Consider the following 14632-nt stretch of genomic DNA (forward strand, 5'->3'; position numbering starts at 1 on the left):
GCCGCGCGTCGACACTGAGCGCCTGCACCAGGGATAGGTTGGATTTTCCTGCAAATTTCGGGTTAGAGCCATCCAAGCCTGGCGGGCCTCTCCCTTGCGGCCCTATATACAAATTCAACAAAAGCAGACACTTGCTGTCTACCCTTAGGCTCCGCATACGCAAGGGCGGGTACGAGGATTGTCTCCGAAAACAGGCGGAGCGAGCCTGCGTCGCGTCGGGTATTCGAGCGGTAAGCGAGACGTGATCCGCCCGCGATTGAGAAATCCGCGACAGACCAGCAGCGTGAAGCTGACCATTCCTGTCGGGTGGCGCCCCGCAGGCGTGCCGCCAGTTCGTCATGCTCATGCTGCCGTCCAGCCGCCGTCTGAGATTGGCGGCGTGCTGCTGCCGCCAGGAGTCGTATTGTTGCGACGCTTAGTGGAATGCCGGGGACTTTGCCTTCGAAGCAGTCTGATAAAACTCAGCGAGATCGACGGAGCCTTGATCCGATGCTGCGTTCAACGCCTGCTCCCAAATGTTTCGGACGGAGTTTACAATCAGTAGTGGGGCGCCGAGCCGGATTGCAAGCGAGCAGACCTGGTTTAGATCCTGAATGCTCTGTTGAACATCGATAATCGATGCGTCTTTCCCGTCAGCAAGCAAGGGGAGCAGGGTCCGTGAGCTTGCGCTCCATCCTGAACTCTTGTTCACAACATCCGAAATGTCCTTCATCGCGAGTCCATACTTGACACCAACCATCGCGCATTCGTAAGTGATGTGAAGACAGAGCGAAGCAATGGCTTGTTCCAACAGTTCCTTGGTGCGCTGTTGCTCCTGCGTTGCCGGAGAGTGACGGGCGCCCGCTTCTTTCCGCGGGAATTCTCCTTCGGAAGAGGCCAGCCGAGTACCCGCAAGTTTTTCGATCACGCCGACCATGTCCTCAAGCTTGGCTCTCTCGCCAAGGGTATTCAGGGCTAGAGCGAAGTTCGTCGAGGACTTACCCTCGACGAGCGCCGGGAGCATCTTGTCTGTTGTTTGATTGCGCGCGGAACCTTCATTGAGAAATGCGGCCATGTCTGCCAGCGACATTCCGGATTTGCGACCTAACACTGCAACCTCTAGCGTGCCAAGCCGGGTCGTCGCGTTCATCGCGTTATTGACGATTTTCATGGCTTGACCATCACCGACCCGAGTCCCGCATCGGTAGATCGTTTCCGTGATCACACGAAGAATCGGTGTTGCCCTCTCAAGAATCTGATCGGGTGCGCCAACCATCAACGTAGCGCCTCCCAATGGCACGATATGAGGGCTTGCCGAGACGGCAGCGTCGATCAGGGCGACTCCGCACTTTGCGAGTTCGTTGGCGATCTGCCGCGTTTCTTCGGGAACACCGCTCGTCTGATCGATGATTAATGAGCCGCGAGTCAGGCCAGCCGCCAACCCGTCTTCCGCAAAAACCATGTTTCTGACATCGGAGCTACGCGGCAGGCATACGAAGATCGTCTCGCAATTGCGCGCGACGTCCGCTTGCTGATCGACGGGCAAACCGCGCCATGCGTCTCCGAGGAGTCGCTCGAGATCAGAAATCCGTCTTCCGGTGTGGTGATCGGCCAACTGGCAGCCGGCGGCGAGGAAGACATCGATCGAGCGGTTCGCGCGGCGCGCGCAGCATTCGAGGGACCTTGGAGCAGCTGGACTCCGTACGAGCGGCAGGCACTGCTCTATCGCGTTCACGAGTTGATGGATCGCAACTTCGACGAGCTTGCGGAAATCGAGTCAGTGGACATGGGCGCACCCATATCGAAAACGCGTGCGACGAAGGCGTCGGTTCTCAAGATGATTCTGTTCTTCGCTTCGCAGAGCAGCAACATCGCCGGTGAAACGTTGCAAAACGGGCTTCCGGGAGAGGTTGTTACGATGTCGCTCAAAGCGCCGGTGGGCGTAGTGGGCGGGATAATCCCCTGGAATGGGCCGTTGGGCAGCCAGTGGTGGCTGCTGGGTACAGTGCTGGCGACCGGTTGCACCACCGTCCTCAAGCCAGCCGAGGACGCGTCGCTTAGCGTGTTGCGTGTCGCCGAACTGCTGCACGAGGCGGGGCTTCCCCCTGGCGTCGTCAACGTGGTCACTGGACGCGGTGATGTGGCGGGCGCGGCGCTCGCGCGGCATTCTGGCGTCGATCGCATTGCCTTCACCGGCTCGACTGAAACCGGAAGAAAGATCATCGACGCATCGAAGGTGAACATCAAGAAGCTTCAATTGGAACTGGGAGGGAAATCACCTGACATCATCTTTGCCGACGCCGATCTGGACAAGGCGGTGCAGGGCGCGGCGATGGGTGTGTTCGCGAACTCCGGACAGATCTGCTTCGCGGGAACCCGGGTTTTCGTTCAGCGCGAGATCGTCAAGGAATTCTGCGAGCGCGCGGCTTTCTTCGCAAGATCAATCAAGGTTGGTCACAGTCTCGATCCTGAGGCACAGCTTGGGCCCTTGATTTCGAACGACCAGCTTGAGAAGGTCATGTCCTATGTGCAGATCGGAGCAAATGAGGGCGCCCAGCTGGTTTGCGGCGGCGAACGGCTCCAGGGATCGCTTGCCGACGGCTACTTTGTGAGCCCCACTGTCTTCGCGGACGTCCACAATGACATGAGGATCGCACAGGAAGAGATTTTTGGTCCGGTCATGTCGGTCATCCCTTTCGACACTGTCGAGGACGCAATCACTAAGGGCAATGCCACGGAATTCGGACTCGGTGGGGCAGTCTGGACGCGTGACATCTCAAAGGCTCTCAGAGTCGTGAAGGGGATTCACACGGGCGTGATGTGGGTGAACTGCTATGGCTTGATCGATCCGCTCGTAGGTTTCGGTGGGACAAAGATGAGTGGCTACGGCGCGAAGGGAGGCCGTGCACATCTGGATACTTACCTGTACAGCAAGTGCGTGTATATCAATACCTAGACTTGCTGGCGATCCTCAGTCCGGGCCCGAAACGCGTCGACGATTGGATGGGAAGAGGCTGGCGGCGACGAGGGAGAAGTGGCAATTTTTCGGGTGTCAGTCAGTCACGCGCTCGACGGTGGCCTTGAAGGTGCGGGCCTTCGCGAGGGCGTCCAGGCCCGAAACGATCCTTCCCAGATTGACCAGCGATTTCGAGTAGCCGAAGTCCTTGTAAAACAATGCGATGTTGCCCCACGGTGCGTAGTAGGCAATGGTTCCCACAGAGGGATCGTATCCGTCTGGAGCCTCCGACGTGGCCAGCTTTCGCGGTGGGTAAGCGATTTTTTCCGTGGCGTGATAGTCCTCGAAGCTCAAGGTCAGGGGCAACTGCGCGAGGAGATCGCGGCTGGTCGCGTTGTCTTCCAGTTCGGCTATGATCGTTTGATCATCGAACTTCACGGCTATCTGCATCGTGTGCTCCTGGGTCCCGGGCTTCGATTGATCGTTGGCTGATGCGTGAGCCGACAGCATCAGGGTTACGACACCAAGCAGATATGCACGTGCGAGATGTCGTCGCAAGAGTGTGTGCCGTGCGATCACGCCATCCCCGCCAGCAGCTTGTCGAGCGTAAGCGGATAGTCGCGCACGCGCACGCCGGTCGCGTTATACACCGCATTCGCGATAGCCGCGCCTACTCCGCATAGTCCAAGTTCACCGACGCCTTTCGCCTTCATCGGTGATGAGGTCGGATCGGGTTCATCGAGAAAGACGACCTCCTGATGGGGAATGTCGGCGTGGACGGGCACTTCGTAGCTGGCCAGATCGTGGTTGATGAACATACCGTGCCGCCTGTCGACCACGAGGTCTTCCATGAGCGCCGCGCCCACTCCCATCGTCATCGCGCCGATCACCTGGCTGCGCGCGGCCTTTGGATTGAGAATGCGCCCGGCCGCGCAGACCGCCAGCATGCGGCGCACGCGAATCTCGGCGGTCACCGCATCGACTCCGACTTCGACGAAGTGCGCGCCGAACGTCGATTGCTGATAACGCTTCGACAGGTCGCCGTATTCCATCGTATCTTCGGCGACGAGCTCACCCGACGCCGCGGCGTCAGCAAGCCTCGCGGTGCGCTTTCCCGAGCGAACCTGCTCGCGCATGAAGACCACGTTCGGGCCCTGCATGTCGAGCCGCGCCGCTACCGCTTCCCGCAGCTTCATGCAGGCCGCGTAGACGCCGGCGGTCGAACTGTTGGCGCCCCATTGGCCGCCCGATCCCGACGACACCGGAAACGTCGAGTCGCCCAGGCGCACGGAGACTTTCTCGAGCGGTACGCCCATCATCTCGGCCGCCGTCTGGGCGATGATCGTGTAGGTGCCGGTGCCGATATCGGTCATGTCCGTCTCGACCGTCACCATGCCGCGACGGTCGAGACGCACGCGCGCGGCCGACTTCATCACAATGTTGTTTCTGAAGGCCGCGGCCGTGCCCACGCCGACGAGCCAGCGACCTTCGCGCACCTGCCCGGGACGTGCCTGGCGCTTCTGCCAGCCGAAACGCTCGGCGCCGACGCGAAAGCATTCTACGAGCTGACGCTGCGAGAACGGACGTTCCGGTTTCTCCGGGTCCACCTGCGTGTCGTTGATGACGCGAAATTCGATCGGATCGATGTCGAGCTTTTCCGCCATCTCGTCCATCGCGACTTCGAGCGCCATCATGCCGGGCGCCTCGCCCGGCGCGCGCATCGCGTTTCCTTCCGGCAGATCGAGCGTCGCGAGGCGCATCGCGGTCATGCGATTCGCGCCGGCGTAGATAAGGCGCGTCTGCCCAACTGCGGTCTCCGGCTGGCCGTGCGGTTGATCGCCGGACCAGCTTTCGTGCGCGATCGCCGTGATCTTGCCGCCCGTATCGGCGCCGATGCGAATGCGCTGAATCGTCGCCGGACGATGCGTCGTGTTGTTGAACATCAATGGACGCGTGAGCGCGACCTTCACGGGGCGGCGCGCGGCTCTTGCGCCGAGCGCCGCGAGAAGCGCATCGCTGCGCACGAAGAGCTTGCCGCCGAAGCCGCCGCCGATGAACGGCGAGATCATCCGCACGTTTTCTCGCGGGATACCGAGCGTCTTTGCGACGTCGCCCGCACCCCAGGCGATCATCTGGTTCGATGTCCATAGAGTAAGCCGCTCCCCGGTCCACGCAGCGATCGATGCATGCGGCTCCATCATCGCGTGGCTCTGGTCGGGCGTGGTGTAAGTGGCGTCGAGGCGCACGGTCGCAGCAGTGAATGCGCCGTCGAAATCTCCAGTGCGCGTCGCCGGCTCGCCCCAGTATCCGCTGCCTGCCATCGGCGCCGAGTCCTTGGCTGCGGCAAGGTCGTAGCGTCCGTCTTCGCGTATGTAGTCGATCCGAATCTTCTGGGCGGCGTCGCGCGCCTGCTCGAAAGTGTCGGCGACAACCACCGCCACGGCCTGATGATAATGATCGATGTGCGGACCGCCGAGCAGCCTGACGGTGTTGAAATCACCCGTCTGCAGGACACCGGCATTGTCGGCGGTAACGATCGCCAGCACGCCGGGCGATGCCTTTGCGGCTGCGAGATCCATCGACGCAATACGTCCGCGCGCGATCGCCGCGCCCACGACGAAACCATACGCCGGATCGCGCGAGGGATCATGCCACTCATAGGCGTAAGTCGCCGTGCCCGTCACCTTGTGACGTCCGTCGATACGATCCGTCGCGCGGCCGATGTGCGTCATCCGGTCGATCGGGTTATCGGTGGAAGGGGTGTCGAATTTCATCGCTCAGCTCCTGGCTTGGGTCAACACCGCGTCGAGCGTGCGCCCGGCCAGCGTGATCTTGTAGGCATTGTCATGCGTCGGCTTCGCGTCGGCCAGAAGGCGCGACATCACCGCACGCGCGCCGTTCGGCAACGCGGCTTCGGCTTCTTGGATGCGCCATGGCATTGGCGCGACGCCGCCGAGCGCCACGCGCCCCGTACCGTCCTTGTGCACGATCGCGGCGACCGAGACCAGCGCGAAGGCGTAGGAGGCGCGATCCCGCACCTTGTGATAAACGTGCGTGCCACCGACAGGCTTCGGCAATGTCACGCTCGTGATCAGCTCGCCGGGTTCCAGCGCGTTCTCGACATGCGGCGTGTTGCCCGGCAATCTGTAAAAGTCGGCGATGGGGATGCTCCTCACCATGCCATCGGCGCGCACAGTCTCGATGGTCGCGTCCAGCGCGCGCATCGCGACCGCCATGTCGCCCGGATACGTCGCGATGCAGGCTTCGCTGCCGCCGATCACGGCTAGCGACCGGCTGCTGCCGTGAATTGCCGCACAGCCGCTGCCGGGTGCGCGCTTGTTGCACGGCAGATTGGTGTCGTAGAAGTAAGGGCAGCGCGTGCGTTGCAGCAGGTTACCCGCTGTCGTCGCCTTGTTGCGCAATTGGCCCGATGCACCCGCAAGCAACGCGCGAGAGAGCAGGGGATAGTCACGCCGCACGCTCTGATGCGCCGCGAGCCCCGTATTGCGCACCAGCGCGCCGATCCTGAGTCCACCCTCGGACGTCGCCTCGATCCGGTCGAGGCCGAGACCGTTGATATCGACGAGGTGCAGCGGCGTCTCGATCTGCAGCTTCATCAAATCAAGAAGATTGGTGCCCCCTGCGATGTAACGCGCGCCGGGTGTATGTTGCACGGCAGCCGCCGCCGCGGCCGGGCTCGATGCGCGCTCGTAAGTGAAGGGTTTCATGCCAGCCTCCCCGCCACTTCGGCCATCGCTTCCGCGATATTGGAATACGCGCCACAGCGACAGATGTTGCCGCTCATGCGCTCGCGCAACTCCAGATTGGTGGGACGCGGCCTGGCGAGCAAATCCGCGCTGACGTGGCTCGGTATGTCTGCCTTGATTTCGTCGAGCACGGCAACCGCGGAGCAGATTTGTCCGGGCGTGCAGTAGCCGCACTGGAAACCGTCATGCTTCACGAACGCGGCCTGCATCGGATGCAGTTTTGCCGGCTTGCCGAGTCCTTCGATGGTCGTGACGTAGGCACCCTCGTGCATCACGGCAAGCGTGAGGCACGAGTTGATGCGCCGTCCGTCGACGATCACCGTGCACGCGCCGCACTGTCCGTGATCGCAACCCTTTTTCGTGCCGGTCAGATGCAGGTGTTCTCGCAACGTGTCGAGCAGGGTGGTGCGGGTGTCGAGGGACAGTTCATGCTGCGTGCCGTTCACATGCAGCGTGACCTTCGCGGTCGACACGCCTTCGGCTGCCGGACGAACTTGTTCAGCCGACAACGCGCGCATTGGCATCGACACGACACTCAACGATGCGGCGCCCGATCCGGCCAGTTTCAGCAGACTGCGCCGGCTGATTTTCGGGCTGTGGTCGGTTAGCTCGACGTCTTCGACGACCTTATCGGCCTGCGGCGGACTGGGATTCATGAACCGTTCTCCTCGGATGCGCGTGCAGTGGAAGTCTGATTGATCGTCAGATCTTAAAGCCGAAATGAAGTGCGATTAATGAGCCAGGTGCATAGGCTCGATCGGTTTTTATGGCTTAATCAGATAGTCAGGTGCGTGTAAATTTGCTCGTTGTCTACCGGGCTCGCGGTTTTTGTCCTTGTCGCCCGGCGCATCGAACGCACTAAAACTCTTTGATGACTCCATCCACCCTCTCGAACAGACAGGTGTGGAGCGCCGTGCTTGCCATGTCGCTCTGCGCATTCGCCCTAGTCGCATCGGAGTTTCTGCCGGTCAGTCTGCTGACACCGATCGCTCACGAACTCTTCCTGAGCGACGGACAGGCAGGTCAGGCCATTTCCGTGTCCGGCTTCCTTGCCGTTGTGACGAGCCTTAGCGTTTCGAACTTGACCAGGCGTCTGGACCGCAAAAAGGTCCTGCTGACGCTGACTGCGCTGATGGTCGCCTCGGGCGTGCTCGTTTCCATCGCACCGAGCTACGCCGTGCTGATGCTCGGGCGTGCATTGCTGGGCGTGTCGATCGGCGGCTGCTGGTCCATGAACACCGCCGTGATTATGCGGATCGCGCCGCAGTCTTTCGTGCCGCGCGCGATCGCGATCGTGCAGGGCGGTACGGCGCTGGCCACGGCGGTTGCTGCGCCTGCGGGAAGTTTTCTCGGCTCGATCGTCGGATGGCGCGGCGCGTTCTTCTGCGTGGTGCCGCTGGCCGCGCTGGCTCTGGTCTGGCAAGCGTGGACCCTGCCGAAGCTGCCTCCAGCGCGCGAAACCGGCGCGAAAGGCGGTGTCCTCCGTCTCCTCGGCGACCCGCGAGTGCGGTGCGGAGTCAGCGCGGTGGCGCTCCTGTTCATGGGACAGTTTTCGTTGTTCACCTATCTGCGTCCGTACCTCGAAAACGTGACGAGGGCGAATGTGTCTGTGCTTTCATTGATTCTGCTCGTCATAGGCGTTGCCGGTCTCGCAGGCACCATCCTGGTCGGGAAGCTGTTGAGTAAGGGCGTGCATCGGGTATTGGTTGGCATACCGCTGTTGATGAGCGGCATCGCGCTCGCGCTGATCGTGTCGGGCAGTTCCGTTGCGACGACCGCGGTGCTGCTTGGCGCGTGGGGGTTGATCGCGACGTCGGCGCCGGTAGGCTGGTTTACGTGGCTTTCCGAAACGCTTCCGGGCGATGCCGAAGCCGGTGGCGGACTTATGGTCGCCGTGATTCAGCTCGCCATTACGCTTGGCGCGACGCTCGGCGGTGTGCTGTTCGACGGCAGTGGCTATCGTGCGACCTTCGGGCTGTCCGCTGCGCTGCTCGTGTGCGGCGCGATGATGGCGGCGGTTACCTCGCGTACGAACCGTGCCGCGGTCGATCGTGAATCGTCGCGTGCCGCACGCGCGTCGAACGTATGAGACTCACCGCGCATGCCTCAGCGCGTCCAGCACGATCGTGAACGCCCTCGAGCTCTGACGCCGGCTCGGGTAGTAGACGTGCATGCCTGGAAAGCTGGGGCACCAATCTTTCATCACAGCCTGCAGTTTCCCGCTCCGGATGTGAGGCTGGACCGCCTCCTCCGGAACAAACGCCAGGCCGTAGCCGTCAAGTGCGGCGCGGATCATCTGCGGTTGAGAGTTGAAGATCATCTGTCCGCTCACGCGTGCCTGAACGGCGCGCTTGCCCTTTTGCAGCTCCCACGCATAGATTCCTTTCGTCGTCGTGAGCCTCAATGTGATGCAGTCATGCTTCAACAGATCCTCCGGTGAGCGCGGAAGCGGTCTGCGCTTGAAATACGCCGGCGCGCCGACGATCGCCATCGGCACGTCGGCACTGATGCGCACGGCAATCATGTCCTTGGCAACCTGGTCGCCGAAGCGAACGCCCATGTCGTAGCGGTCTTCCACGATGTCGACGAGTCCATAGTCCACGGTCAACTCCACCTGAATCTCCGGATAGTCTCGCAGCACCGCACGAAGCTTCGGCCAGACGATGGCGTCGATGGTGTGATCGGTCGCCGTGATCCGGATGAGGCCCGCAGGCTTGTCGCTAAATTCCGAAAGGGCCGCCAGCTTGGCATCGATTTCCTCGATTCTCGGGGCGGCCGTCTGAAAAAGCGCTTCGCCCGCTGCCGTCATCGACACGCTGCGGGTCGTCCGGGTGAGCAGGCGCACGCCGAGCCGAGCTTCGAGCTCGCGGATAGTGTGGCTGAGCGCTGATTGCGAGACACCGAGTTTCGCTGCCGCGCGCGTGAAGCTTTGCTCGCGGGCGACCGCGAGAAAAACGATTATATCGCTGAGATTATCGCGGGCCATGACATCTGAGGTAGCCGTTTCGTCCAAATGAATGCGCCACGTTTCGCGCACTGCGGGTCAAAGCAGGAGGAAATGCATTCATGAGTGGTATTCATAACCGCAAGCATACGCTGCTACTTAATCAGATAGAAACGAAGATGTAAAGTGGATTTAGACGTCGCACATGTTCGCGGCGCTCGGAAAGGCGACCCAGCGTCGCACGAATGCATCACGGAGTGTTATCTCAATCTCTTTAATATTAGGAATACGTATGACCCGTAGAAGTAAATCTATGCAGGCCGCCACTGCACTTCTGTTTGCCATGTCTGCCTATTCGACATTCGCAACATCGCAACCACTCTCACGCGAGGACGTTCAACGAGAGATGATTTCGTATAAGGCCGCTGGCTATAACCCGGCCCGTCAGAATCCTCGCACCTGGGTTGACGACGCGCAGGCAGCATCGGCCAGGGTAGAAGGCTCGCGCATGATCGCCGAGCGATCGATTCCTTCCGTTACCAACGAAGTTGCAGTGACGAGTGAATAGTACCGCTCTCACGGGCGCACATATAAAGACTGGCATCACGTTGCGATGTCAGTGATGGAGTTTGGTTTTCACGCGCTTTAGCGCGATCTGAATGAGTGACGCAGTGCGCACGCGTCTGGCTCAAGCTTGAGTAGGAAGATCATGGCGCGGCGCCGGGTGTGGATGCGCCGCGCTGGAACAGCTATCTTCGGCAATAGACCATCAACAGGCATTCGCCCAAGCAGGACGTGCGACTTTCAGACGTCGGTTTCGACGATGAGCGCACGTGAACGTTGCTTTGTCGACCTCAAGGGGTAACGCTCAAAGAGCCTGCGGGACGCTAACAAGCTGCATTGTGAGTTCACACAGCTACGCGATTCTGACGTAGCAGTTGGATAGCCACCCCAGCAGTGCAGGCGACAATGACCGCGGCGACCAGGAAAACTGCGTGCAGGCCGGCCTGCGCGCCGATCCATCCAAGCGCCGGGCCGCCTGCAGCCATGGCGACATCGAGGAAGGCAGTGTAGAGGCCCATCGCCATTCCGCGATTCTTGGGCGTTATGCTCCTGACTGCCTCGACGCCGAGCCCTGGATACACGAGTGAATAACCGAATCCGGCAAGGGCGGCCCCTACGGACGCTAGCAACGTCGTCTTCGCCATCCAAATGAGCAGCAGGCCGATCGCCTGAATGACGACGAATACAGCCGCTACCTTCGCCCCTCCGAACCGGTCAGGAAGATGGCCCGCAACCGTGCGCGCCGCGATCAGTGCGACGCCAAAGGCAGTGAAGCCGATCCACACTGGCTGCCAGTGCATCGCCGTAAAGAACAACGAACTAAACGCCAGTATTGCGCAGTATCCAACGCTGGCTAGCGCCGCGCCTAGACCGGGCAGCCAGACGACCGTCAGGATCGAATTGAACGAGGCCTGCTCCCCGTGCGGTTGCGACTCAACTGCGGGCATCCTGGTCAGGTAAGCCAGCACGATCAAGGGAAGCAGCGTCGTTAAAAGTGCGATCGCAGAAAAACCGAATGACTCGTAAAGCAGGATCCCAATGGGACCGCCCAGCGCCATGGCTGCAAACATCGCCGTTCCCACCCAGGCGATCACTTTCCCGGCATGATGTCTGTCGACGAGCCCAAGCCCCCAGGCGACGCCACCGGTGATGATGAAGCTCTCCGCCCCGCCCAGAACCGCGCGGCCGACAAGCAAAATTGAAACGGAGAGCGTTGGTGCCTTCACGAAAGCGAGGGACAGCAAGTACAGCAGCCCGGCCGCTGCCGCAGCGACAAGACCGACGAGCACGCCGCGCTTGGCACCGCGCCTATCAGAATATGACCCCGCCCACACTCGCGAGAAGAGCGAGGCGGCAAACTGTGCTCCGGCCACGAGGCCGACGACAAATGGACCGAAGCCCAAATCATCGTTCACGTGTAAGGGCAGTACAGGAAGCGCTACGCCGATGATAATGAAGCCGGCGAGAACTGCGGTCATCACCGGCGTCAGCGTCGCAAGCACGGACTGCCCGTCAACTTCTGTCGAACGTGACTCGACCATAAAACAGCTCCTATCGTGCGACCTTCGGCGTCGGCTGATGGCGCAGGTAATGACGATTACTTTGCCGTTAATGTTCTAGTCATGGTCGTTCCCTTGGTGAAGCTTTCCTTAAGGCTCCGGAGTGTCGGCCGCGATCGCTGTAAGCCGGCATGATGGTCATGTTGCGCGCTTCGCGAACACGTCTTTGAACACTGGCATCGCTGAGAAGACGTTCGGCCATCCCGCGTAGAATGCCAACTGCGTCAGTGCTTCGGACGCTTCGTCCTTCGTGAGCCCGTTGTCCATGGCGCGGTTCAGGTGATAGGGGATCTGCGCAACCTGACCGTTTGCGACGAGCGCGCTCACGGTGATCAGACTGCGATCACGAGGCGCCAACCCCGGACGCAGCCAGAGATCGCGAAAGAGCACATCGGTCGTGTACTGGACAACGCCGGCAGCAACCGCGCCGAAGCTCTCTTCGACCATCTGCGCGCGCTGCCGTTCTGCGGCTTCGTTTAGTGGCAGCGGGGCTACGTCGGCGGGAGCGACTCGATCCGATCCGATACCGCGCTCATCGAAGATGGGTTTTGCGATAGCTGATGCGGCGGTTGCATTGGCCCACCCGGCATAGAAGGCCAGATGTGCGATCATCTCCGAGATTTCCGCTGGCTTTACGCCGTTATCGAGCGCGAGTCTGATATAAAAAGGCATCTCGACGCTCTGGCTGCGGGCGATCAGCACGGAAAGCGTAACCATGCTGCGGTCGCGCGGCGAGAGTTGTGGTCGCTTCCAGAGACCATTGAGCACGGTCTGCGTGGTATAGCGCTCGAAGGCGGGAGATACCGCCTCGAGATCGGCGAGGGAAGGGGACTCTTGCATGGTTGTCGTCCTTTGCGGTTGTACGCAGGCAGACAAGAGTACGGTCGCTCCTGCCGTCGCAAGCATCCATGTCAAGCGGCTGACTTTCTCGTTACGGATAACGGTATTGCTCATCCGTGACCTGTTCCAGCCAATCGACGTTTTTGCCATCGAGCGCCTCCTGTAGTGCGATATGCGTCATGCCCGCGGTGGATGTGGCACCGTGCCAATGCTTGACGCCCGCCGGGATCGAGACGACGTCGCCGGCGACGATATTCCGCCGCTCTTGTCCCCTCTGCTGGATCCAGCCTGTTCCGGACATGACAATCAATGTCTGCCCTAGCGGATGCGTATGCCACGCCGTACGAGCACCAGGTTGGAACGTGACCATGCCACCTGATAGGCGCGAAGGTGATGTCGATTGGAAGAGCGGATCGATGCGCACCGAGCCGGCGAAGCGCTGATTTCCGCCCGATTGAGACGGCTGCGATCCCGCGTGCGCGATCGTTATGGCGGGAGACTCATCCGCAACAGCTGGTGCTGCCAGTGACACGCAGACCAATGCTATGACGATGATGGACGCGGAAAGCCTGATCATGTCTGCTCGCCGGTGCCGAGATACTGGTCGTCCGTCACCTTCTCCAGCCAATTGACGTTCTTGCCGTCGAGCGCTTCTTGAATGGCGATATGCGTCATCGCGGTCGTCGATGTCGCGCCGTGCCAGTGCTTGTGGCCGGGCGGACACCAGATGACATCACCCGCGCGGATTTCGGCGCGCGGCTCGGCGTCGCATTGCGTCCAGCCGCATCCGGCCGTGACGAGCAGCGTCTGACCGAGCGGATGCGTGTGCCACGCGGTGCGCGCGCCCGGCTCGAACGTGACGCTTGCACACGATACGCGCGCCGGTGGCGGCGGAGCGTTCAGCGGATCGATCCGCACCGTCCCGGTGAACCATTCGTCGGGGCCTTTGATTGAGGGCTGCGAGCCCGCGCGCTTCAATTCCATGATCTTCCTTCCTCAGCCGATGTCTTGCTGGCGTGATGCCACACGACACTAATTTACTGCCTCGCCATTCATGCGACTAGATGGCAAACTCGGCATGGTCTTATGCTGTGGAGCATGAATCGATGGAAGATTTCAATGATCTAGTGGCGTTCATGGCGGTCGCGCGCGAGCGAAACTTCACGCGGGCTGCCGCGCAGCTAGGCGTATCGCAATCGGCGTTGAGCCGCACGGTGCGGGCCCTGGAGGAGCGCATGGGGCTGCCGCTGCTCACGCGTACGACTCGTAGCGTTTCACCGACCGGAGCCGGCGAACGCCTGATCGCGTCGGTCGGGCCGCGGTTCGAGGAGATCGAGGCGGAGCTCGAATCCTTGCGGGCAATGACTGACCGGCCGGCAGGAACGGTGCGGATCACGACCACGGACTACGCCGCGAATACCTATGTCTGGCCGCGGGTGCAGGCCGTTCTTCGCGAGTATCCCGAGTTGAGAATCGAACTGGTGAACGACTATGGCTTGTCGGATATCGTGGCCGACCGGTATGACATCGGGGTACGACTCGGCGACCAGGTGGCCAAAGACATGATCGCGGTGCGCATCGCACCCGATATGACCATGGCGATCGTGGGCTCGCCAGACTATCTGTCAACGAGGCCGCGGGCCAAAGCACCAACAGATCTGACGCTTCACAATTGCATCAATCTTCGCCTGCCGACGCGAGATTCACTGCTGCCGTGGGAATTGAGCAAGGGGCGACGGGAACTGCAGGTGCGCGTCGAGGGACAACTCACCTTCAATAACGTCTATCAGATGCTCGATGCGGCGCTCTGTGACTTCGGACTCGCCTACGTGCCTAAGGATCTCGCCGAGCCACATGTCCAGGCAGGTCGACTCGCCTGGGTGCTGGACGACTGGTATCCCACTTTCGCTGGCCATCACGTTTATTACCCGAGTCGCCGAAAATCGTCGCGTGCGGTCGAACTCGTCGTACATGCGCTGAAGCTGGGCTATCGGCGCCGGGCACAGTGACCTTGGGGAATAAG

14 protein-coding genes are annotated in these 14632 nt (G+C 61.1%); 4 read left to right on the top strand and 10 right to left on the bottom strand.

Annotation, left to right across the window (positions count from 1 at the left end):
- Positions 1–415: 415 nt before the first annotated feature.
- A complete protein-coding gene (locus BG57_RS32345) occupies positions 416–1525 on the bottom strand; it encodes an NAD-binding protein (protein ID WP_229754107.1) in 1110 nt (369 codons plus the stop codon).
- Here BG57_RS32345 and BG57_RS28180 point away from each other — a divergent pair.
- Positions 1508–2935 (top strand): aldehyde dehydrogenase family protein, encoded by a 1428-nt coding sequence (locus tag BG57_RS28180; protein ID WP_229754108.1) that lies wholly within the window; start codon positions 1508–1510, stop codon positions 2933–2935. The two genes, BG57_RS32345 and BG57_RS28180, sit on opposite strands and share 18 nt — an antisense overlap.
- Before the next feature lie 96 nt (positions 2936–3031).
- Here the strand turns inward: BG57_RS28180 and BG57_RS28185 are convergent, their stop codons facing one another.
- From BG57_RS28185 to paoA, 4 genes are all read right to left on the bottom strand, one after another.
- Positions 3032–3385, bottom strand: coding sequence for a cyclophilin-like fold protein (locus BG57_RS28185; protein ID WP_035970206.1), 354 nt, complete (start codon positions 3383–3385; stop codon positions 3032–3034).
- Between the two features lie 125 nt (positions 3386–3510).
- Positions 3511–5709, bottom strand: a complete 2199-nt coding sequence (gene paoC / locus BG57_RS28190; protein ID WP_035970207.1) for an aldehyde oxidoreductase molybdenum-binding subunit PaoC — start codon at positions 5707–5709, stop codon at positions 3511–3513.
- A gap of 3 nt (positions 5710–5712) precedes the next feature.
- On the bottom strand, positions 5713–6663 hold the full coding sequence (locus tag BG57_RS28195) for an FAD binding domain-containing protein (RefSeq protein WP_035970208.1): 951 nt from the start codon (positions 6661–6663) through the stop codon (positions 5713–5715).
- The gene (gene paoA / locus BG57_RS28200) at positions 6660–7358 is read right to left on the bottom strand and encodes an aldehyde dehydrogenase iron-sulfur subunit PaoA (protein ID WP_081851019.1); all 699 of its coding nucleotides are present in this window, start codon (positions 7356–7358) and stop codon (positions 6660–6662) included. The genes BG57_RS28195 and paoA overlap by 4 nt, the downstream gene beginning before the upstream one ends.
- A gap of 215 nt (positions 7359–7573) precedes the next feature.
- Here paoA and BG57_RS28205 point away from each other — a divergent pair, with 215 nt between their 5' ends.
- Entirely contained in the window at positions 7574–8791 is a 1218-nt protein-coding gene (locus BG57_RS28205; protein ID WP_035970209.1) for an MFS transporter, read from the top strand.
- Positions 8792–8794: 3 nt separating this feature from the next.
- Here the strand turns inward: BG57_RS28205 and BG57_RS28210 are convergent, their stop codons facing one another.
- Positions 8795–9688, bottom strand: a complete 894-nt coding sequence (locus tag BG57_RS28210; RefSeq protein WP_035970210.1) for a LysR family transcriptional regulator — start codon at positions 9686–9688, stop codon at positions 8795–8797.
- A 250-nt stretch (positions 9689–9938) separates the two neighbouring features.
- Between BG57_RS28210 and BG57_RS32045 the strand changes: the two genes are divergently transcribed.
- Positions 9939–10214: a DUF4148 domain-containing protein gene (locus tag BG57_RS32045; RefSeq protein WP_152562730.1), complete on the top strand. Its 276-nt coding sequence runs from the start codon at positions 9939–9941 to the stop codon at positions 10212–10214.
- Between the two features lie 340 nt (positions 10215–10554).
- Here the strand turns inward: BG57_RS32045 and BG57_RS28215 are convergent, their stop codons facing one another.
- The 4 genes from BG57_RS28215 to BG57_RS28230 all read right to left on the bottom strand — a co-directional run bounded on the left by BG57_RS28215 (position 10555) and on the right by BG57_RS28230 (position 13593).
- Positions 10555–11751: an MFS transporter gene (locus BG57_RS28215; RefSeq protein ID WP_035970211.1), complete on the bottom strand. Its 1197-nt coding sequence runs from the start codon at positions 11749–11751 to the stop codon at positions 10555–10557.
- A gap of 156 nt (positions 11752–11907) precedes the next feature.
- A complete protein-coding gene (locus BG57_RS28220) occupies positions 11908–12759 on the bottom strand; it encodes a carboxymuconolactone decarboxylase family protein (RefSeq protein WP_035970212.1) in 852 nt (283 codons plus the stop codon).
- Positions 12701–13099 carry a (R)-mandelonitrile lyase gene (locus tag BG57_RS28225; RefSeq protein ID WP_035970227.1) on the bottom strand — a complete coding sequence of 133 codons (399 nt, stop codon included), beginning with the start codon at positions 13097–13099 and terminating at the stop codon, positions 12701–12703. Before BG57_RS28225 ends, BG57_RS28220 begins: the two co-directional genes overlap by 59 nt.
- Positions 13100–13182: 83 nt before the next feature.
- Positions 13183–13593 carry a (R)-mandelonitrile lyase gene (locus tag BG57_RS28230; protein WP_035970213.1) on the bottom strand — a complete coding sequence of 137 codons (411 nt, stop codon included), beginning with the start codon at positions 13591–13593 and terminating at the stop codon, positions 13183–13185.
- A gap of 122 nt (positions 13594–13715) precedes the next feature.
- Between BG57_RS28230 and BG57_RS28235 the strand changes: the two genes are divergently transcribed.
- Entirely contained in the window at positions 13716–14618 is a 903-nt protein-coding gene (locus BG57_RS28235; RefSeq protein WP_035970228.1) for a LysR family transcriptional regulator, read from the top strand.
- Positions 14619–14632 lie beyond the last annotated feature (14 nt).

It is taken from the genome of Caballeronia grimmiae, from assembly GCF_000698555.1.
In the GTDB taxonomy this organism is placed as follows: Bacteria; Pseudomonadota; Gammaproteobacteria; order Burkholderiales; family Burkholderiaceae; genus Caballeronia; species Caballeronia grimmiae.

Coding starts and splice junctions, on each gene's coding strand:
- BG57_RS28185 (WP_035970206.1), bottom strand. CDS start 3,385: ATGCAGATAGCCGTGAAGTTCGATGATCAAACGATCATAGCCGAACTG.
- paoC (WP_035970207.1), bottom strand. CDS start 5,709: ATGAAATTCGACACCCCTTCCACCGATAACCCGATCGACCGGATGACG.
- BG57_RS28195 (WP_035970208.1), bottom strand. CDS start 6,663: ATGAAACCCTTCACTTACGAGCGCGCATCGAGCCCGGCCGCGGCGGCG.
- paoA (WP_081851019.1), bottom strand. CDS start 7,358: ATGAATCCCAGTCCGCCGCAGGCCGATAAGGTCGTCGAAGACGTCGAG.
- BG57_RS28205 (WP_035970209.1), top strand. CDS start 7,574: ATGACTCCATCCACCCTCTCGAACAGACAGGTGTGGAGCGCCGTGCTT.
- BG57_RS28210 (WP_035970210.1), bottom strand. CDS start 9,688: ATGGCCCGCGATAATCTCAGCGATATAATCGTTTTTCTCGCGGTCGCC.
- BG57_RS32045 (WP_152562730.1), top strand. CDS start 9,939: ATGACCCGTAGAAGTAAATCTATGCAGGCCGCCACTGCACTTCTGTTT.
- BG57_RS28215 (WP_035970211.1), bottom strand. CDS start 11,751: ATGGTCGAGTCACGTTCGACAGAAGTTGACGGGCAGTCCGTGCTTGCG.
- BG57_RS28220 (WP_035970212.1), bottom strand. CDS start 12,759: ATGGCAAAAACGTCGATTGGCTGGAACAGGTCACGGATGAGCAATACC.
- BG57_RS28230 (WP_035970213.1), bottom strand. CDS start 13,593: ATGGAATTGAAGCGCGCGGGCTCGCAGCCCTCAATCAAAGGCCCCGAC.
- BG57_RS28235 (WP_035970228.1), top strand. CDS start 13,716: ATGGAAGATTTCAATGATCTAGTGGCGTTCATGGCGGTCGCGCGCGAG.